This window comes from Streptomyces vastus (genome assembly GCF_039532825.1).
Lineage (GTDB): Bacteria > Actinomycetota > Actinomycetes > Streptomycetales > Streptomycetaceae > Streptomyces > Streptomyces vastus.
The window spans coordinates 74,083-91,811 of the sequence record NZ_BAAASJ010000041.1 but is presented as its reverse complement, the minus strand read 5'-3'; the positions used below and the strand labels follow the sequence as shown (position 1 = coordinate 91,811).

Annotated in this window: 21 protein-coding genes; 10 read left to right on the top strand and 11 right to left on the bottom strand. The window is 68.0% G+C overall.

The features are described 5' to 3' along the window. The first annotated feature begins 75 nt into the window (after nt 1–75). Nucleotides 76–480: a PLD nuclease N-terminal domain-containing protein gene (locus ABD357_RS20885; protein ID WP_344391949.1), complete on the top strand. Its 405-nt coding sequence runs from the start codon at nt 76–78 to the stop codon at nt 478–480. On the opposite strand, the gene erm is transcribed toward ABD357_RS20885, so the two are convergent. Then, the gene (gene erm / locus ABD357_RS20880; RefSeq protein ID WP_344391948.1) at nt 477–1,274 is read right to left on the bottom strand and encodes a 23S ribosomal RNA methyltransferase Erm; all 798 of its coding nucleotides are present in this window, start codon (nt 1,272–1,274) and stop codon (nt 477–479) included. The genes ABD357_RS20885 and erm overlap by 4 nt on opposite strands. Nucleotides 1,275–1,507: 233 nt before the next feature. On the opposite strand from erm, the gene ABD357_RS20875 reads away from it, so the two are divergent. From ABD357_RS20875 to ABD357_RS20865, 3 genes are all read left to right on the top strand, one after another. Beyond that, the gene (locus ABD357_RS20875) at nt 1,508–1,966 is read left to right on the top strand and encodes a nucleoside deaminase (protein WP_344391946.1); all 459 of its coding nucleotides are present in this window, start codon (nt 1,508–1,510) and stop codon (nt 1,964–1,966) included. Then, on the top strand, nt 1,959–2,924 hold the full coding sequence (locus ABD357_RS20870) for an isopenicillin N synthase family dioxygenase (RefSeq protein WP_344391945.1): 966 nt from the start codon (nt 1,959–1,961) through the stop codon (nt 2,922–2,924). The genes ABD357_RS20875 and ABD357_RS20870 overlap by 8 nt, the downstream gene beginning before the upstream one ends. 275 nt (nt 2,925–3,199) lie before the next feature. Beyond that, nucleotides 3,200–4,039, top strand: coding sequence for an NAD(P)H-binding protein (locus tag ABD357_RS20865; RefSeq protein ID WP_344391943.1), 840 nt, complete (start codon nt 3,200–3,202; stop codon nt 4,037–4,039). Between the two features lie 110 nt (nt 4,040–4,149). Here the strand turns inward: ABD357_RS20865 and ABD357_RS20860 are convergent, their stop codons facing one another. The 3 genes from ABD357_RS20860 to ABD357_RS20850 are packed head-to-tail and all read right to left on the bottom strand — an operon-like array spanning nt 4,150 to nt 5,244. Beyond that, entirely contained in the window at nt 4,150–4,767 is a 618-nt protein-coding gene (locus ABD357_RS20860) for a TOPRIM nucleotidyl transferase/hydrolase domain-containing protein (protein ID WP_344391942.1), read from the bottom strand. Between the two features lie 56 nt (nt 4,768–4,823). Further along, nucleotides 4,824–5,015, bottom strand: coding sequence for a hypothetical protein (locus tag ABD357_RS20855; RefSeq protein WP_344391941.1), 192 nt, complete (start codon nt 5,013–5,015; stop codon nt 4,824–4,826). 1 nt (nt 5,016) lies between these two features. Continuing rightward, nucleotides 5,017–5,244, bottom strand: coding sequence for an SRPBCC family protein (locus ABD357_RS20850; RefSeq protein ID WP_344391940.1), 228 nt, complete (start codon nt 5,242–5,244; stop codon nt 5,017–5,019). Nucleotides 5,245–5,384: 140 nt separating this feature from the next. Between ABD357_RS20850 and ABD357_RS20845 the strand changes: the two genes are divergently transcribed. The 5 genes from ABD357_RS20845 to ABD357_RS20825 all read left to right on the top strand — a co-directional run bounded on the left by ABD357_RS20845 (nt 5,385) and on the right by ABD357_RS20825 (nt 8,928). After that, on the top strand, nt 5,385–6,344 hold the full coding sequence (locus ABD357_RS20845) for a helix-turn-helix domain-containing protein (protein WP_344391939.1): 960 nt from the start codon (nt 5,385–5,387) through the stop codon (nt 6,342–6,344). Then, a complete protein-coding gene (locus ABD357_RS20840) occupies nt 6,286–6,423 on the top strand; it encodes a DUF397 domain-containing protein (RefSeq protein ID WP_344391997.1) in 138 nt (45 codons plus the stop codon). Before ABD357_RS20845 ends, ABD357_RS20840 begins: the two co-directional genes overlap by 59 nt. A gap of 290 nt (nt 6,424–6,713) precedes the next feature. Beyond that, nucleotides 6,714–8,012 (top strand): hypothetical protein, encoded by a 1,299-nt coding sequence (locus tag ABD357_RS20835; RefSeq protein ID WP_344391938.1) that lies wholly within the window; start codon nt 6,714–6,716, stop codon nt 8,010–8,012. Between the two features lie 89 nt (nt 8,013–8,101). Then, nucleotides 8,102–8,449 carry a carboxymuconolactone decarboxylase family protein gene (locus ABD357_RS20830; RefSeq protein WP_344391937.1) on the top strand — a complete coding sequence of 116 codons (348 nt, stop codon included), beginning with the start codon at nt 8,102–8,104 and terminating at the stop codon, nt 8,447–8,449. Nucleotides 8,450–8,508: 59 nt separating this feature from the next. Next, entirely contained in the window at nt 8,509–8,928 is a 420-nt protein-coding gene (locus tag ABD357_RS20825; protein ID WP_344391935.1) for an SHOCT domain-containing protein, read from the top strand. Nucleotides 8,929–9,010: 82 nt separating this feature from the next. Here the strand turns inward: ABD357_RS20825 and ccsB are convergent, their stop codons facing one another. The 7 genes from ccsB to hemL all read right to left on the bottom strand — a co-directional run bounded on the left by ccsB (nt 9,011) and on the right by hemL (nt 16,867). Further along, nucleotides 9,011–10,132 (bottom strand): c-type cytochrome biogenesis protein CcsB, encoded by a 1,122-nt coding sequence (ccsB, locus tag ABD357_RS20820; protein WP_344391934.1) that lies wholly within the window; start codon nt 10,130–10,132, stop codon nt 9,011–9,013. Then, a complete protein-coding gene (gene resB / locus ABD357_RS20815; RefSeq protein WP_344391933.1) occupies nt 10,129–11,943 on the bottom strand; it encodes a cytochrome c biogenesis protein ResB in 1,815 nt (604 codons plus the stop codon). The genes ccsB and resB overlap by 4 nt, the downstream gene beginning before the upstream one ends. A gap of 3 nt (nt 11,944–11,946) precedes the next feature. Beyond that, the gene (locus ABD357_RS20810; RefSeq protein WP_344391932.1) at nt 11,947–12,711 is read right to left on the bottom strand and encodes a cytochrome c biogenesis CcdA family protein; all 765 of its coding nucleotides are present in this window, start codon (nt 12,709–12,711) and stop codon (nt 11,947–11,949) included. Nucleotides 12,712–12,717: 6 nt separating this feature from the next. After that, on the bottom strand, nt 12,718–13,359 hold the full coding sequence (locus ABD357_RS20805) for a TlpA family protein disulfide reductase (RefSeq protein ID WP_344391931.1): 642 nt from the start codon (nt 13,357–13,359) through the stop codon (nt 12,718–12,720). A 66-nt stretch (nt 13,360–13,425) separates the two neighbouring features. Further along, complete coding sequence (locus ABD357_RS20800) at nt 13,426–14,697, bottom strand: polysaccharide deacetylase family protein (RefSeq protein WP_344391930.1); 1,272 nt, start codon at nt 14,695–14,697, stop codon at nt 13,426–13,428. A 182-nt stretch (nt 14,698–14,879) separates the two neighbouring features. After that, entirely contained in the window at nt 14,880–15,554 is a 675-nt protein-coding gene (locus ABD357_RS20795; RefSeq protein ID WP_344391929.1) for a histidine phosphatase family protein, read from the bottom strand. Continuing rightward, on the bottom strand, nt 15,551–16,867 hold the full coding sequence (gene hemL / locus ABD357_RS20790; RefSeq protein ID WP_344391927.1) for a glutamate-1-semialdehyde 2,1-aminomutase: 1,317 nt from the start codon (nt 16,865–16,867) through the stop codon (nt 15,551–15,553). Before hemL ends, ABD357_RS20795 begins: the two co-directional genes overlap by 4 nt. A 145-nt stretch (nt 16,868–17,012) precedes the next feature. On the opposite strand from hemL, the gene ABD357_RS20785 reads away from it, so the two are divergent. Beyond that, complete coding sequence (locus ABD357_RS20785) at nt 17,013–17,672, top strand: hypothetical protein (RefSeq protein ID WP_344391926.1); 660 nt, start codon at nt 17,013–17,015, stop codon at nt 17,670–17,672. Nucleotides 17,673–17,729 lie beyond the last annotated feature (57 nt).

Sequence of the window (17,729 nt, the reverse complement as noted above, 5' to 3'; positions counted from 1 at the left end):
AGCGGCTACGGGCTACCCTGGCCCCGTAACGGGGCCTGGTCCAGTGGCCCCGATCGCAACGCAAGGGGAGTGCTCATGCTCAGGGTGCTGATGGTGCTGGTGCCGCTGGGGCTCAGCATCTACGCGTTCATCGACTGCATCAGCACCGATGAGAAGCAGATCCGGCACATCCCGAAGCCGCTCTGGGCCATTCTCGTCCTGCTCTTTCCGCTGGTGGGCTCCATCTCCTGGCTGCTCGTGGGCAAGGAGCGCACGGCGCCGCGCCCCGCGGGCGGACGGCGCCGCGACGGCTGGGTGGCGCCGGACGACAACCCCGAGTTCCTGAAGTCCCTGAAGGACGAGGAGTTCCCGAAGGACTCCTCGAACTCCTCCGCCTCCTCCGACTCCCCCAAGGACGCGCCGAAGGACCTTCCCGAGGACTCTCCGAAGGACTCCCCCAAGGGCGAGAAGCGCGAGCGGGACGAGGGCAGCGAGAGCTAACGCTCCTGCCGCAGCCGGTACAGCTCCGCCCACTGCTCCGCAGTAAGGCTCTTCGGCAGGGCATTCGGAGCGATCCGGTGCTGCCGCGTCCAGCGGCGGATCCGTTGCCGCGGCAGCTCGGGCGCGGCGGCGCCGAGCATGTCCGGCAGGCTGCGCCCCTTGGCGGTGAACACCCGCTGTACGAAGTCCTGGTAGCGCCGCTGGTCGCGACAGTCGACAAGGGACCGCTCGCGTCGGGACACCGTCATCAGCCCGCCGTCGACACCGGGACGCGGCCGGAACGCCGCCGCCGGTACGCGTCGTACGAGCCTGAACTCGAACCAGGGCCACCACTGCGCCGTCATCATCGTCGCCCCGCCCACACCGGCCCGACGGCGCGCGACCTCCCACTGCACCAGCAGGACGGCCTCGGTCCAGCCTGGGGCGTTGAGGATGCGCCGGAGCATCGCGGTCGTCTGATGGAAGGGCAGGTTGCCCACCAGGACATGGGGCGTGGTGGGGACCGTATACCGCAGGAAGTCCGCCTGGACGATCGCGGTCGACGGGCGCGTACGGCGATCGAGCCGGGCCGCGCGCCGGTCGTCGATCTCGACGCCGGTCAGGGGCCTGGCGAGGCGTTGCAGGGGGAGGGTGAGCGCGCCGTCGCCGGGGCCGATCTCGATGATCGGCCCGTCGGTACTGGTCACGAGGCTGACGATGGTGTCGATGACGCTCTGGTCGACGAGGAAGTTCTGACCGAGTTCGTGACGGCCAGGATGCTGGTGCGAGTGCTGATGATGACGCTGGGTGCGCACAGGATCTCCGCGGCTTCGAAGGGAAGCCGGGCAGCACGGCAGGGGCCGCCCGGCGGGAGGTCTCCGGAGCGGCGGATGCTCTCGTTACGCGAGATCGCCACGCGTCATGTGTGAGAGTGCCCGCCGCTAGAAGCGGCGGGTCCTGGTGATAGCTGCGGCTGCGCACATGCCGATCAAGTTACGTCATGCCAAGTAACCCTCTGCAACTGATTTTTTCGTAGGAGAGTGGAGTCATGGAGCGTATGGACCAGGCCCGGGCACGCGCGTGGCTCGCCACCGCCGTCGAGGAGGCGCGGGCGGGGCTTGCCGAGGGCGGCATCCCGATCGGCGCTGCCCTCTACGGCGCCGACGGGACCCTCCTGGGCAGCGGCCACAACCGTCGCGTCCAGGACGACGACCCGTCCATGCACGCGGAGACGTCCGCCTTTCGCGCTGCCGGCCGACAGCGGACGTACCGCGGTACGACGATGGTGACGACCCTCTCGCCGTGCTGGTACTGCTCCGGCCTGGTGCGGCAGTTCGGCATCTCGAGGGTGGTGATCGGCGAGGCGACGACGTTCCACGGCGGCCACGACTGGCTGGCCGAACACGGCGTGGAGATCGTCCTGTTGAACGACGCCGAGTGTGTCGAGATGATGCGCGACTTCATCAAGAACAATCCGGCTTTGTGGAACGAGGACATCGGTGATTGACGCCCGTATCCCCACGATTGATCTGAAGCCGTGGACCGACGGCGATCCCGCGGCCCGCAAGGAGATCGCCCGAACAGTCGACGAGGCCCTGCAGACTGCCGGGTTCCTGCTCGTGACGGGACACGGCGTGGCCCCGGAGCTGCGGTCGGCCATCCGGGACTCCGCCCGTGCATTCTTCCGGCTGCCCGTCGAGGTCAAGCAGCCGTACGCCGCCAGGGTCGGCGGCCGCGGCTGGCTCGGTCCGGGCGCGGAGGCCAACGGCTACGCGGAGGGCACGGAAACCCCGCCCGACCTCAAGGAGTCGCTGACGTTCGCGACGCATGAGCCCTTCGAGGACCCGGTCGTGAACGCGGAGTGGTACGCGCCGAATGTCTGGCCCGAGGAAGCTCCCGGGTTGAGGTCGCTCTGCGAGGAGTACCTGGCCCGGATGGCCGAGCTGGAGAACCACCTCCTCGCCCTCCTCGCCGAGGCCCTCGGCCTGGAGCCGGACTTCTTCACGAAGCACATGGACCACCCGACCTACGGCTTCAACATCAACTGGTACCCGGGCAGGGATGTGATGGGCGAGCCCGAGCCGGACCAGTTCCGCATCGGCCCGCACACCGACTTCGGCACGGTCACGATCCTCGATCGGCAGGCCGGCAAGGGCGGCCTGCAGGTCTACACGGACGACGGCGGCTGGGAGGACGCCCCGTACGACCCCGAGGCTTTCACCATCAACGTCGGTGACCTGATGGCCCGTTGGGCCGGCGACCGCTGGCGCTCGGGACGGCACCGGGTGCTGCCGCCGCCCGCGGACGCGCCCGCCGAGGAGCTGCTGTCCCTGGTGTACTTCGGCGAGTGCACGCCGGGGACGCTCGTGGAGTCGGTGCCTGCGCCGGTGGGACGGGTGGCGTACGAGCCGGTGGACTCGCACGTGTATCTGCGGGAGAAGCTGGACTCGATCACGGTCGGCTGAGAGCTGGGGCACGGCACGCCTCCGGCAAGGAGGTCAGCAGTCGGCTCGCCTTGGAGAATGGCGGGTTGTCGAGGATAGGGCGGGCCTGCCCTGGGGCAGGCCCGCCCTGGCGTCAGCGGCGGGTCTCCCACCACAGGATGAGCAGGGTCACCGCGCCGCTGCGAGCTTGTACACCGCGCCCTGCAGGAACTCGCCCGGGACGTTTCGTCCCTGCTGTATGGACTTGTTAGCCTCGACCATGGCCCGTAGCCCGACGTTCCGGTGGACTGTGGATCATGACAGCGACTGCGCCAACAACGTTAGTCCTCGCGGGGACAGGCAAGACCGGACGCCGCGTCGTGTCCGGGCTCGAAGCGCGTGACGTGCCGGTACGGGTTGGCTCACGGCGCGCCGATCCGCCTTTCGACTGGCAGGACGACACCACGTGGGAACCCGCGCTACGAGGCATGGACGCGGCTTATGTGGCCTTCTACCCTGACGCGGCGTTCCCCGGGGCGGCCAGGACCGTGGGTTCTTTCGCAAACCTGGCAGTGGCCTGCGGCGTCCGGCGCCTCGTCCTGCTTGCCGACCGTGGTGCTGATGAGGCCGAGCGGTGCGAACAGGCGGTGCGGGACTCGGGTGCGGAGTGGACCATCGTGCGGGCGGGGTTCATCACGCAGAACTTCAGCGAGGCGTTCCTCGTAGAACTGGTCCGAGCCGGTGTGGTCGCACTTCCGGCCGGCGACGTCGCGGAACCGTTCACTGACGCAGAGGACATCGCGGATGTCGCCGTCGCGGCGCTGACCGAGAACGGCCATGCCGGCCGGATCCACGACGTGACCGGACCACGACTGCTCACCTTCGCCGATGCCGTCGGCGAGATAGCGAGGGTGACCCGCAAGGAGGTTCGTTATCTGCCGGTCACGCCCGAGCAGTTCGTCTCATCCCTGACCGAACGAGGCGTGCCGGCCGAGTACGCAACGCAACTGGCCGGTCTGATGGTCGAGGTCTTCGACGGCCGCAGGGCCCACGTGACCGACACCGTCGAGCGCATCCTCGGCCGCCCGCCCCGCGACTTCGCGGAGTATGCAGACGAGACAGCCGCGACTGGTGTCTGGGATGCCCCAAAGTCGTGATGCTCGGAGCCCTCATCGGACTAGCCCCGCCCAAAGATCCATACCGGAGGTTGAGAAACGGGCGTGAGGCGGAGTCCGGGTCTTCTGCCGAGCTTGACGTCGCCCAGCGGTCAGACGCTGGTGAGCAGGCCGTCGAGTGGGGCGGGTACGCGGTCGGGTTCGAGGGCCTCGACGAGTACACGGCCGTAGTGGATCTTGCGCCCGCTCGTCGTGCCGAGGAAGCGCCGCAGCTGCTGCTGTGAGGTGCGGCTCCGCTGTGCGGGCTGGTTCTGGAACGTCTGCAGGGCGCGCAGGTCGCCCTCCGCCCGGACGAGCTCCTCCACTCGTGTCACCCCCAGCGCGCGGATGAGCTCGTCCTCCAGATCCGCCGTGCAGACGAAGAACTCTTGCTGTGCCGCACCGGCCCGTTCCAGGCCGCGGGCGTAGTAGCTGCGCTCCCGCTCGTCGCACAGGCCTGTGAGGCTCAGGTCCAGGCCGGGTGGTCCGAGGAGGCCGGCGAAGCGTCCGACGCTCATCGCGCCGCCCATCGGCAGGACGCAGACTCCTTCGGCCGCGAGATCCCGGCCGCGGCTCGATGCCAGCGCGTCGACCGCTGCGACGTCGCTCGGCCCTTCGAGCAGGACGGCGGCCCGGACGGGCAGCCGCGCGGCCAGCTCGCGCGCGGGGTCGCCGGGGCCACCGGCCGCCCACGCGACGACCGCATCCCGGAACGCCCCCATGTCAGCCATGACAGGAGTCTCCGCCTTTCCCGGCCGCGACGGTAGGGAATTACCGCATGGTGCGGTTACCGCGTGGTGCGGCAGGCGTGTTCGCCGCGTTGGTGGCGGCGCAGGAGAATGTCGGCGTCGGTTGCGGCGCTGCGGTTGCCGCGGACGCGGGCGTCGTCTCTGGTGATGGCGAGTTCGGTGCACGTCGCGCAACCGGGGGTCGGGACGGACGGGCGGCTGAGGCCGTCCGGCTGAGCGGGCTGATGCAACTCACACCCTCCGCTTCGTACGGTGGTTGGCCGCCCGCAGCGTCGCGTCGATCCGTTCCTCCTGCGTCGCCGGGCGGAGCAGCGCCGGGTCGGCCTCCCACTCCCGGCCGCCGCCGACGGGGCGCAGCATCGCGTACGGGCCCGCCTTGTCGCGGTACTCCCCCACCCTCCGCGCGCCCGGGTCGAAGACGAGCGCCCCCGGCTCCAACTGCCCTGCTTCGTCCGGCATTTCCACTCCATACGTTCTTTGCCGTTCGCACCTGCCAGGGGCGAATGACTCGTTACTCTGGGTGAATCCAGCGTTGCGCAGCGAAGCGTCACGTTCAACGCCGGACGCGTGCCACTGGCCCACTGTCACGGAGGGATGTTGTGAGCCGACGTAATGCCGAGGGGGGTTCGGCCGCGACCACCGGGGCCGTTTTCGGGGAGTTACTCAAGCACTTCCGTGAGGCGGCACTGCTGACGCAGGAGGGGCTGGCAAAGGAGATCCCGTGCGATCGCTCGCATGTGGCGCGGGTCGAGGCGGGGACGCGGGTCCCGCAGGACACGTTCGCCAAGAAGTGCGACGAAGTGCTGGATACGGGTGGGGTGTTGGTGCGGTTGTGGGGGCGGATTGATTGGTATCCGCAGGTGGAGCATCCGGATTGGTTCAGGCGCAGGGCTGAGATGGATGCGGTGGCGGTTGCCCTGCGGGAGTATCAGGAGCGGGTGATTCCAGGGCTGTTGCAGACGCCGGACTACGCGCGGGCGCTGTTCTCACGCGTCGCGAGCGGCGATGAGTTGGAGGAGCGCGTTCGGGCCCGGCTGAGCCGGCAGCAACGCTTCCTGGCCGAGGGCAGTCCGCTGTACGTCGTGGTTCTGGACGAGAGTTGTCTGCGTAATGTGGTGGGCAGCCCGGCCGTCATGCGGGACCAGTGCGTGCACCTGCTCAACGTCGGGCGACACCCCAACATCCGTATCCAGGTGGCCCCCGCCAGTCTCCTCGGGCTCGTCCGACCCAGCGGCTCCATGTCGTTGATCAAGCTGCCCGACGGGCACGAGTGGGTCTACTCGGAGTCGCTGGATCGTGGCCATTTCAACGATGATCCGGCCGTCTACGCAGGCCACAGCCAGACCTATGATGTGCTCAGGGCGGACTCTCCGTCGGCCCGCGAATCCGCCGCCCTGATCAGCGGCGTGATGGAGGGGTATGAGCAGCATGAACCAGCACCAGCTCAGCGCCGCGACGTGGATCAAAAGCAGCTACAGCGACTCCAACGGCGGCAACTGCATCGAAGTAGCCCCCGATTTCCCCGCCGTCGTCCCCGTCCGCGACAGCAAAAACCCTGACGGACCGGTCCTGTTGATCAGCCGCTCAGCCTGGTCGTCGTTCGTGTCGGCCGTACAGGAACCCGGGCTCAACGTCTGAACTACAAGTCGCCAGACTTGCTCGTCCCGCCGCTCGGCGATGCGACGTCCGCAGACCCTCGCTATGGTTGACAAGACGGCAAAACGTGCCAAAACGCATCGCTGACGGCTTCGTGGCCGACGATGGAACTGGCCTTTCGGTTAGGCCCTGGAAGAAGCCTGAGGCCCCCTCCCCGCGAAGGTACGCGGCTCTTCAAGTCGAAGCTGCAAGCCAAGGGACGACTCATGGATTCCTCTGGTGGTTCGTCATCGGCTTCCGAAGGCCCTGAACGTCCGGCCGCCGGCCCTCCCTTGAACGCCGCGGAACGGGACGAGTACGAACGTCTGCGCAGGGCGGCGGCCGTTCGTCACCGGCACCTGCGCTATACGGCGGTCTCCGTACTCCTGCTGCTGGCCTTCGTCTTGGCACCGGCGGCCGTCGTCGCGGCATGGGTGGACTCCGAGGTCTCCGACACCGACAGGTACGTCCAGACCGTCGCCCCGATCGCCACGGAGCCCTCCGTCCAGAACACCGTGACCGACCGGCTCACCAAACGCGTCGTCGACAACATCGATGTCGCCGCCATCACCGCGGCCACCGCTCGGGCGCTGGAGCGGGCAGGGGCGCCACCTCAGGTGGTCCTGGGCGCCCGGGCACTGACCGGCCCGCTGAAGAGCGCGCTCAGCGCGGCCGTCCACGACATCGTGAACAAGGTGGTGACCAGCGACCAGTTCGCCGAAGCGTGGGACGACGCCAACCGAACGGCCCACGCCGCCGTGGTCAAGGTCCTCACCGGCAAGGGCAGCAGCGCCGTTCAGGCCGGCGACGGCAGCATCGACCTGAACATCGGCACCGTCATCGACAGCGTCAAGCAACGACTGGCGGATGCGGGTTTCGCTCCGGCCGCGAAGATCCCCCAGGTCGACAAGACGGTCACCCTGCTGCACACCGACAAGCTGAACGAGGCTCAGGACGGCATGCGGCTGCTGCACGTGATCGGCGCCTGGCTCCCCGTCATGGTCCTGATCCTGGCGGCGCTCGCCGTGTGGAGCGCCCCCGCGCATCGCGCCACACTGATGACCACGGCCATCGGCGTCGGGGTCATGATGATCGTGCTGCTCGTCGGCCTTGCGGTGATGCGCCAGGTCTATCTGGACTCCGTCCCCACGACCGCTCTGCCGCGGGACGCCGCAGCCGACATCTACGACACCTTCGTCCGCTTCCTGAGGAACAGCACGCGTACGGTCCTGGTCATCGCGGTGATCACCACGTTGGCCGCCTATCTGTACGGTCCCGGACGCGGTGCCCGGTGGGTCAGATCAGCGGCGGCAGGCGGAACCGGGGCCACCGGCCGGTCCATGGCGCGCCACGGTCTGCATACCGGGGCGGCAGGCCGCTGGCTGGGCACACACGGTGACTGGACCACTGGCATCGTCATCGCCGGCGGCGTACTCGCCCTGGTGCTGTGGAACTACCCCACCCCCGGGGCCGTGGCGCTTGTCCTCGGCCTTGTCCTCCTCGTACTGGCGCTTCTCGGAATCCTCGCCGCGGCCTCCGGCGCAGCAGAACGCCCGGCCCCCGGCGATCAGCCAGTCATCCGCCCCGGGTGATGCCGACCGGCGCGCGCCGGGGCTCTCCTGAAGGCGTACGTCACACCAACCGCCATGGAAGCCAGGGAAGCCAGGGAAAGGAGCCCGAGATGGCTGAGGAAGAGACAGGAGCGGGCGCCGTTGCCGCCCTCGCCGAAGCGAACGCGCCTGTGTTCGAGACGCTCGTCCAGATGACGCTCGACACGTTCGAGCGGTCCGGGCTGGATGAGGAGACGTATCTGCTGGCACGCATCGCGGCCCTGGTGGCCATGGACGCCTCTGCCCCCTCGTACCTCCTCAACATCGGCACCGCCGCGGAACTCGGCGTGCCGCTGGAGAAGATCCAGGGAACGCTCGTGGCGATCGCCCCCGTGGTGGGCAGCGCCCGCGTCGTGTCCGCCGCCCGCAATATCGGCGACGCCTTCGGGCTGGAGCTTCGCGGCGAAGACCAGCAGTAACGACCGGCCCGGCACGGGCCCGCGAGCCCCTCGCACCGCGCACACCTTCAGGAGAAGCAATGGGCAGCTATGTGAACCTGGCCTACGACTACCCGGTCCTGGGGGCCTTCTGGACGGTCCTGTGGATCTTCCTTTGGGTCATGTGGATCTTCCTGCTCTTCCGCGTCATCGTCGATGTCTTCCGCGACGACTCCCTGAGCGGAGGGGCCAAGACGGGATGGCTGGTCTTCACGATCGTCCTTCCGTTCCTGGGTGTCTTCGTCTATGTCGTTGTCAGGGGCAAGGACATGGGCAGGCGTGAACAGGCGCACGTCAGGGCCCAGTTGGACGAGACGAACCGGTACATCCGCGAGACCGTCGGCGCCACCGGCCCAGCCGGCGAGGCGGACCAACTCGCCAAGCTCTCGGAGATCCGGGCCCGCGGCGACATCTCCGATGACGAGTTCCGCAGGGCCAAGGAGAAGGTCCTCCACCACTAGAGTTCGCCGAACGCCCCCGCGTCTCCGGCCCGGATACGCGCGCGCTGTTCACGCCGTTCCGGGCGGTCTTGGTGTGCTGCGCTCAGCCGACGTCGGCGTACGAGTGCTTGCCGCTCACGAAGATGTTCACGCCGTAGTAGTTGAACAGCCAGCAGGCGAAGGCGGCGAGGGCGATGTACGCGGCCTTGCGGCCCTTCCAGCCGGCCGTGGCCCTGGCGTGCAGATAGCAGGCGTACGCGACCCAGGTGATGAACGCCCAGGTCTCCTTGGGGTCCCAGCCCCAGTAGCGGCCCCACGCGTCGCCCGCCCAGATCGCGCCGGCGATGATCGTGAAGGTCCACAGCGGGAAGACGGCGGCGTTCACGCGGTATGCGAACTTGTCGAGGGAGGCCGAGGCGGGCAGCCGCTCCATGACGGAGGTCGCGAAACGGCCGGGCGTGCCGCCGCTCACCAGCTTGTTCTCGTACGAGTCCTTGAAGAGGTACAGGATCGTGCTGACCGCGCCCACGTAGAAGACGGCGCCGCAGAAGATCGCGGTGGAGACGTGGATGTAGAGCCAGTACGAGTCGAGGGCGGGAACCAACTGGTCGCTGGCGGTGTACAAGACAGTGACGGCCAGACCGAGGTCGAGGAGGACCGTGGTGACCAGGGGGAGTCCAAGCCAGCGGACGTTCTTCTTCAACGCGAGGACGGTGAGGTACACGCCTACGGCAACGGTGGAGAAGGTGATGTTGAACTCGTACATGTTGCCCCACGGCGCCCGCTGCACCGACAGGGCCCGCGTGAGCACTCCGCCGAACTCGATGAGGAAGGCGAGCACGGTGAGGGACACGGCGATACGCCCGTAGAGGTCGCCCTGTTCGTCCCCGCCGTGCGCACCCGGTCCGTCCGGCACGTCCCGCGCACCAGCGGCGGCCCGCGTGACGACCTCGGGCCGCTCCAGTACGGCCGTGCCACCGGCTTTCTTCACGGTGACCTCGGGCGCCCCGGCCTTCTTGGCGTCCTTCTTCGCGCCCTTCGCGTCGCCGGTGAGCGCGGCGGCCGTCCGACTGACCTTGCTGCGGCTGCCGAAGGTCCACTCGGCGATGTACGCGAAGAAGGCCAGGGTGTACACGGCCATCGACGAGTAGATCAACGTGTTGCTGATGTTCGCGAGGTTTTCGTTGGTGGCGGCGGCCAGCTCGGTCGCGGCGGCGAGAGTCACGTCGTCTCAGCCCCTTCGGCAGGTACGGCTTGGGAGTCGGGGGTGGTGTCGGCTTCGGCAGTCTTGCCGTCCGGCTCGGGCGCGGCGCCGGAAGTCTTGGTGTCGGGCTCGGGGTCTGGGTCCGGTGCGCCGGGAGCCGTGTCGTACAGGATGGCCGCCAAGTCCCCCAGTTCCTCCGGGACCTTCGCGGACTCGCTGCGGCCGAGGCCGGCCATCTCGACGACCGTGACACCGTCCGCACCCGCGGTCGCCCGCACCCAGACCCGGCGACGCTGGATGAAGAGCGAGGCGGCGAGGCCGAAGATCGCGGCCATGGATGCGGTCAGGGCCCAGCCGCTGCCGGGCTCGTGGGTGACCTGGAATCCGGCCCACTCCTTGACGTCCTTCTCGAAGGTGATCGAGCCGTTGCCGCCAGGGAGCTTCATGGTCTCGCCGGGCAGGAGCCGCTGCTTGAGCAGGTTGCCCTTGGAGTCCTTGAACTCCTTCATGTTGGTCCTGTCGAGCTGGTACACGCTCTGCGGGAGGCCCGAATTGACGCCCAGGTCGCCGTGGTAGGCGGAGAGCGCCAGTACCGGGAAGTCCAATGCCGGGAACTGGGACAGCATCTGGCCCTGGCCTGCACCGGCGAAGGTCGGCACGAAGAAGGCGTTGAAGCCGAGCTGTTCCTTCTCGCCCTTGGCGTTCGTGTAGCCGTCGAGGACCTTGATCGCTCCCGAGGAGGTGACGTTCGAGTCGAGCGGCAGCAGCGGCACGGCCTGGCGGTAGACGACTTCGCCCTTGGCGTCCCGGACGGTGACGACAGGAGCGTAACCGTGGCTGACAAGGTAGACATTCGAGCCGTCGAGCCTCAGCGGATCGGTCGGCCCGATCTTGGCCTTCTGCTCCTTGCCGTCGGCACCCTCGCTGTAGGTGAGGGTGGCCTCGTAGACGCGCGGCGTGCCCCTGTTGGGCCCTGTCCTTGCGTACGTGCCCTTGAAGTCCTTCAGGGTGAAGCTGAACGGCGACAGGTCGTCAGTACTGAAGAGGTTCCCGGACTTGAAGTCGTCGTACTGCGTGAGGGTGTTGGCGAACCCGTCGCCCTCGACGATCAGCTTGTTGCCCTCGGACCTGAAGAGCTGGCCCCAGGCGAAGGCGATCAGCATCACGATCAGCGCGATGTGAAAGGCGAGGTTGCCGACCTCACGGAGGTAGCCCTTCTCGGCGGCGATGGCGTCGTCCGCGGTGTGCGCGCGGAAGCGCCGCTTCTTCAGCAGCGTGAGCGCGGCCTCGCGGACTGCCTCGGGCTCAGCCTCCGTACGCCATGTCGTGTACGCGGGCAGCCGGGTCAGGCGACGGGGCGCGCCCGGCGGCCGGCCGCGCAACTGGCCGACGAACTGCCAGGTGCGGGGCACGATGCAGCCGATCAGCGAGATGAACAGCAGGATGTAGATCGCCGAGAACCACACGGAGCTGTAGACGTGGAACAGCCCGAGCTTCTCGTAGATCGGCCCGAGCGTGGTGTGGTCCTTCGTGAACTGCTCGACCTTCATCTCGTCGGTCCCGCTCTGCGGGATCAGCGAGCCGGGAATCGCCCCGAGCGACAGCAGAAAGAGCAGGATCAGCGCGACCCGCATGGAGGTGAGCTGCCGCCAGAACCAGCGGGCCCAGCCGATGACGCCCAGCGAGGGCAGGTTGGGCGCGTCCTCGCGGGGGGCGGTGGAGAGCTGCGAACCGGCGGCGCCGAGGTCGCTGTCGTCCGGCGCGCCGGAGTCCCGTACGGCCGGGGTGTCGTCCGGCGCTTCGGTGGGCTTGCCGGTGTCAGTCGAGCTCATGGATCAGATCCCTACGACGAAGCCGTTGGACCAGACCTGCATCTCCTGCACGATGCGGTCCCACGCGCCGGTCAGCAGGAGCACCCCGGTCACGATCATCATGGTGCCGCCGATGCGCATCACCCAGACATAGTGGCGCTTGACCCAGCCGAAGGCACCAAGCGCCTTGCGGAAGGCGACCGCGGCAAGGACGAAGGGCACGCCCAGACCAACGCAGTACGCGACCGTCAGTATGGCGCCCCGCCCCGCGCTCGCCTGCTCGAACGACAGCGCCTGCACAGATGCGAGCGTCGGGCCGATGCACGGCGTCCAGCCGATCCCGAAGAGCGCGCCGAGCAGCGGGGCGCCCGCCAGTCCGGCCACCGGCCGCTTGTGGAAGCGGAATTCACGCTGGGTGAGCCAGGGCATCATGCCCATGAAGAAGAAGCCCATGAGGATCATGAGCCCGCCGAGCACCTTGGACAGGGTGCTCTGGTGTTCCAGCAGTGTCGAGCCGAAGTAGCCGAACAGCGCCCCGCCCGAGACGAACACGGCGGTGAAGCCGAGCACGAAGAGGGAGGCGCCCACGACCATCCGCCCACGCCGGGCCTCGGCCAGGTCGGTGCCGGTGACTCCGGTGACGTACGAGAGGTAGCCGGGCACGAGCGGCAGGACGCACGGCGAGAAGAAGGACACGAGTCCGCCGAACACGGCGACCGGAAGGGCGAGCAGAAGGGCCCCGCTGAGGACTGTCTGATTGGTATCGGTGGCTGCGGCGAGAAGGGACACGAGCGGTCACTTCTCCGCGAGGATCGGCTTGATCATCTTGCGGAGTTTCTCCTCGCTGAGCGGCTGCAGCGAGCGGGAGGCGATGTTGCCCTCCCGGTCGATGACGATCGTGGAGGGGATCGCCTGCGGGTTGAGCGTGCCCTTTTCGAAGCGGAGCATGAGCTTGCCCGTCGGGTCGTACAGGCTGGGATAGGTGACCCCGTACTCCTTCTCGAAGGCCACCGCGGGCTTGGTGCTGGTGTCGCGGGTGTTGATGCCGACGAACTGTACGCCTTGGTCCTTGAGGTCCTCGGAGACCTTGACGAAGTTCTTGGCCTCCAGGCGGCATGGCCCGCACCAGGAGCCCCAGACGTTGAGGACGACGATGTCGCCCTTGTAGTCGGCGACATCGAGCTGCTTGCCGTCGATGGTCATGCCGGACAGCTCGGGGGCCGCTGCCCGCTCGGCCTTCTCGACGGTCGCGATGCCGTCGGTGCCGGTGACGAAGCCCGTGTTGCCGGATCCCCCGGACGTACCGCCCGACCCGCACGCGGACAGCACCAGCGCCGAGACGGCGGCCCCGCTGGTGAACAGGGCGGCGCGACTGCGCGTACGACTGGACGAGCGGGTGCGGTTCGAGCGCTGGGGGTCGTGGCTTGCGGCACTCATGTGAAAAGTTTCGCATGTCCGTTCCGGGGATCTTGCGCACCCCCCTCACGGGTGGAAACCCGCATTTCAAGCCGCCTTTTCGGACCCCTTCCCGGACCCCTTCGAGGTGCTCGCGGCGACATCTCCGAGGTACGCGTTCCAGCCACCCGCCGGCTGCTGCCCGACATCGAGCGACCGAAGCTTCTCCAGCACTTCCGGCTTCTGTACGTCCAGCCAGTCCACGAACTGCCGGAACGACACGAGTCGTACGTCCTTCTTGCCGGCCATGTGCTTGAGGGCGTCCTCTACGGCGTCCATATAGATGCCGCCGTTCCAGTCCTCGAAGTGGTTGCCGATGAAGAGGGGCGCGCGATTCGTCTCGTATGCCCGCTTGAATCCGGCGATGTACGCCTTGGTGGCCTGCTTGCGCCAGCCCGGGTAGTTGGCGGGCGGGGCCTGGGTGGAGTTGAGGGACTGGTTGGCGAGGATGTTGTAGTCCATCGAGAGGACCTCGAAGGTGTGGCCGGGGAACGGGATCGCCTGGAGTGGCAGATCCCACAGGCCCTGGCTCTTTCCGGGCCACTGCTGACGGCCGCCGGGCGAGGAGGCGTCGTAGCGCCAGCCGAGTTCGCGGGCCGTGGGCAGCAGGTTCTCCTGACCGAGCAGGCAGGGCGTGCGGCCGCCGATGAGTTCCTTTTCGTAGTCGAAGGGCAGCGCGGGCAGATCGGTCCAGCCCGTGTTCGTACGCCACCCTTTGACAAAGGACTTCGCCTGGTCGATCTCGCTGCGCCATTGCTTGGGTGTCCAGTTGCCGACGGTGCCGGTGCCGCCGCAGAAGTGGCCGTTGAAGTGCGTGCCGATCTCATGGCCGTCGAGCCAGGCCTGCCGTACGTACTTCAGCGTCGACTTGATGTGGTCGTCGGTCAGATAACCGATGTCGGAGGCGCCCGGCGCATTGTTCGGCGGAAGGTACTTGCGCTTTTTCGACTCGGGCAGGAGATACAGCCCGGAGAGAAAGAACGTCATGTGTGCGTCGTGCTCTTTGGAGAGGTTCAGGAACCGCTCGAAGAGGCCGTTGCCGACGTCTCCGGCACCGTCCCAGGAGAACACCACGAACTGCGGCGGGGCCTGGCCGGGTTCGAGGGGTTCGGGCTTCGGGGGCTGGTTGGGCTGCTTGCCGGTGTAGGCGGTGGAGCCGTCGCCTATGGGACGGTCGGTGCTTCCCTTGCCGTTGCCGTCACTGTTTCCGTCGCCGGGGTCTTTTTCGGAACCTTCGTCACCACTGAAACCGTTTCCCAATTCGGTACCGCAGCCCGCGAGTCCCACGGCCGCCGCAGCACCGGCCCCGAGTCCCAGCATTCCCCGTCGTGTGATGTGGCGCATTCCCACCCCGTTCGTCGCGCTGTTCCGTGCCGGATGACACCGGGTTAGAGGGCGCGACGAACATGGGGGTTCCTGGAAAGCACGTCACATTTCCCCTGCGGGACGGGGATGAAGTTGTTACAGACGAAATGGAACGAGAGGGCGCGATTGACCGTCGCCTACGCTCCGAAAGCCTTGTCTTTGCCCTTGACCGGCTTCGCCCCCGCCAGCAGATGCGCAGGTACGAGATCTCGGGCGGGCTCGGTGTAGCCGACGGAGACGATCTTGTCGTCCTGGTAGGTGAACGTCGTCAGCGAGGCGAGTGTGCACTGCCGCTTGCGCGGGTCGTGCCACAGCCGCCGCCGCTCCACGTAAGAGCGCACGATCCAGATCGGCAACTGGTGCGAGACGCACACCGCTTCATGCCCGCGCGCCGCGTCCTTGGCGGCGTCCAGTGCCCCCATCATCCGTACGACCTGCTCCAGATACGGCTCACCCCAGGACGGCCTGAAGGGGTTGAGGAGGTGCTTCCAGTTCTCGGGCCGGCGCAGCGCGCCGTCGCCGACCCCGAAGGTCTTGCCCTGGAAGACGTTGCCGGCCTCGATCAGCCGGCGGTCGGTCGCGAGGTCGAGGCCGTGTCTCTCGGCGATCGGGGCGGCCGTCTCCCGTGCCCGCTCCAGCGGTGAGGAGACGACGTGCGTGATGTCCCTGGCGGCGAGGTGCTCGGCGACCCGCTCGGCCATCCGCAGCCCCAGCTCGGACAGGTGGTAGCCGGGCAGGCGCCCGTACAGAATTCCGTCCGGGTTGGCGACCTCGCCGTGCCGCACCACGTGTACGACGGTGATGTCACTCATGCTGCCGTGGCCTCCGCTGCTGCCCGTGCCGCCGCCGGAAGGGCGTCGGCGATCCGCTGGACCGCCCGCTCGTCGTGAGCCGTCGAGACGAACCAGGACTCGAAGGACGACGGGGGCAGATAGACGCCCTGCGCCAGCATCGAGTGGAAGAACGCGGTGAAGCGGTACGACTCCTGCGCCTTCGCGTCCTCGTAGTTCTTGACGGGGCGGTCGGTGAAGAACACGGAGAACATACTCGAGGCGTTCTGCACCCGGTGCGCCACACCCTCCTTGGTGAGCGCGTCCGACACCAGCGTACGGAGCTGCTCGGACACCGCGTCGATCTTGTCGTACGCCGCGTCGTCGAGCAGCCGCAGCTGGGCGAGCCCGGCGGCGGTGGCGACCGGGTTCCCGGAGAGGGTGCCCGCCTGGTAGACGGGGCCGGCGGGCGCGAGGTGCGCCATGACATCCGGCCGGCCACCGAAGGCGGCGGCCGGGAAGCCGCCGCCCATGACCTTGCCGAAGGTCATGAGATCGGGACGTACGCCGTCGATTCCGAACCATCCGGCCTTACTGGTCCGGAACCCGGTCATGACCTCGTCAGAGATGTACAGCGCGCCGTTTTCCGCACAGGCATCCTTGAGCCCTTGGTTGAAGCCGGGCTCCGGCGGCACGACGCCCATGTTCCCGGGCGAGGCCTCGGTGATCACGCAGGCGATCTGGCCGGGGTGGGCGCGGAAGGCCTCGTGGACGGCGTCGAGATCGTTGTACGGGAGGACGATGGTGTCGCCGGCCTGGGCACCGGTGACGCCGGGGGTGTCGGGCAGCGCGAACGTGGCGAGTCCGCTTCCCGCGGCGGCCAGCAGGGCGTCCACATGCCCGTGATAGCAGCCGGCGAACTTGATCACCTTGGCCCGCCCCGTGTAGCCGCGGGCGAGACGGATCGCGGACATGGTCGCCTCGGTGCCGCTGGAGACGAGCCGGACCTGCGCGACGGGCTCGATGCGGGCGACGATCTCCTCGGCGAGCGCGACCTCGCCCTCACCGGGCGTACCGAAGGACGTGCCGCGGGCCACGGCCGCCTGGACCGCCGCGATCACATCCGGGTGGGAGTGGCCGAGGATCATCGGCCCCCAGGAGCAGACGAGGTCCACGTACTCCCTTCCGTCGGCGTCGGTCAGGTACGGACCGGTTCCGGACACCATGAACCGGGGCGTACCACCCACGGCGCGGAACGCTCGCACGGGAGAGTTCACGCCGCCGGGTGTGACGGCCGCCGCACGGTCGAAAAGAGCATGAGAAACTGGGGCGTCGTATTCGTACGGATAGTTCACACAGCCATGGTGTCAGAGGCCTCGAAGATCCTGCGGACAGGTGTTTCAACGCACGTTTCGGCGGGCGGTCGTGGGGGAGGTCACTGGCATGATGATCGGGTTGCGTGGCGGGGGTTACGCACCTTAAAAGCAGTCGGGTGGAGATATGCATCGCGGTGGCGGACTGGGCGAGGGGACCGATGACCTCGGTCCTCGTCGTGCCCGGCGGGGAAGGCACCGGCGCGAGGCGGAAGCGGCGGCCGAGACACGCGAAACCCGCGAGGTACGGCAGACGGAGAGTGAGCCCGAGCCGGGCGAGCGGATCGACGGACTCAACGGGATCCGTCGGATCGATGCCCCACGGGCAGGGAGCAGGAATGGTGGCCGGGTGGGGGTGACGTACAAATACTTCGGGGCCCCGGACGGCGCGACGGCCGCTCGCGTCCCCATCTCCATGCGCCCTGAGGAACTCGGCGGCGACGAGCTCGGCATGAACGGCATGTTCACGAAGATCAAGCCGGAGACGATGGCCGCGATGGTCCTCACCGGCATAGAGGGCGTCCCGTTGAACAGGGTCCCTCCACTCGAACTCGTAGTCCTTCACCCGGACTACGCCGTAGTCAAGCTCCCCATGACGGTCGTAGACCCCCTACGCGGAATCGGCGAGGAGGCGGTCGGCGCGGCGGCCTTCATCTGGTCGACGGTCCCGGACCGGGGCGGGCCGCGGGACGCGTTCAACGTGTACCAGCTGCTGCACGAGTGGCAGGACTTCAGCCATCGGTTGCATGAGGCGGGGCATCAGCCTTATTGCTTGGTGTGGCCCTGAGCTGGGGTTTCACTGGTAGCGGGCGGGGTCTTCGGGCCTCGCCCTTTTCCATGCCGG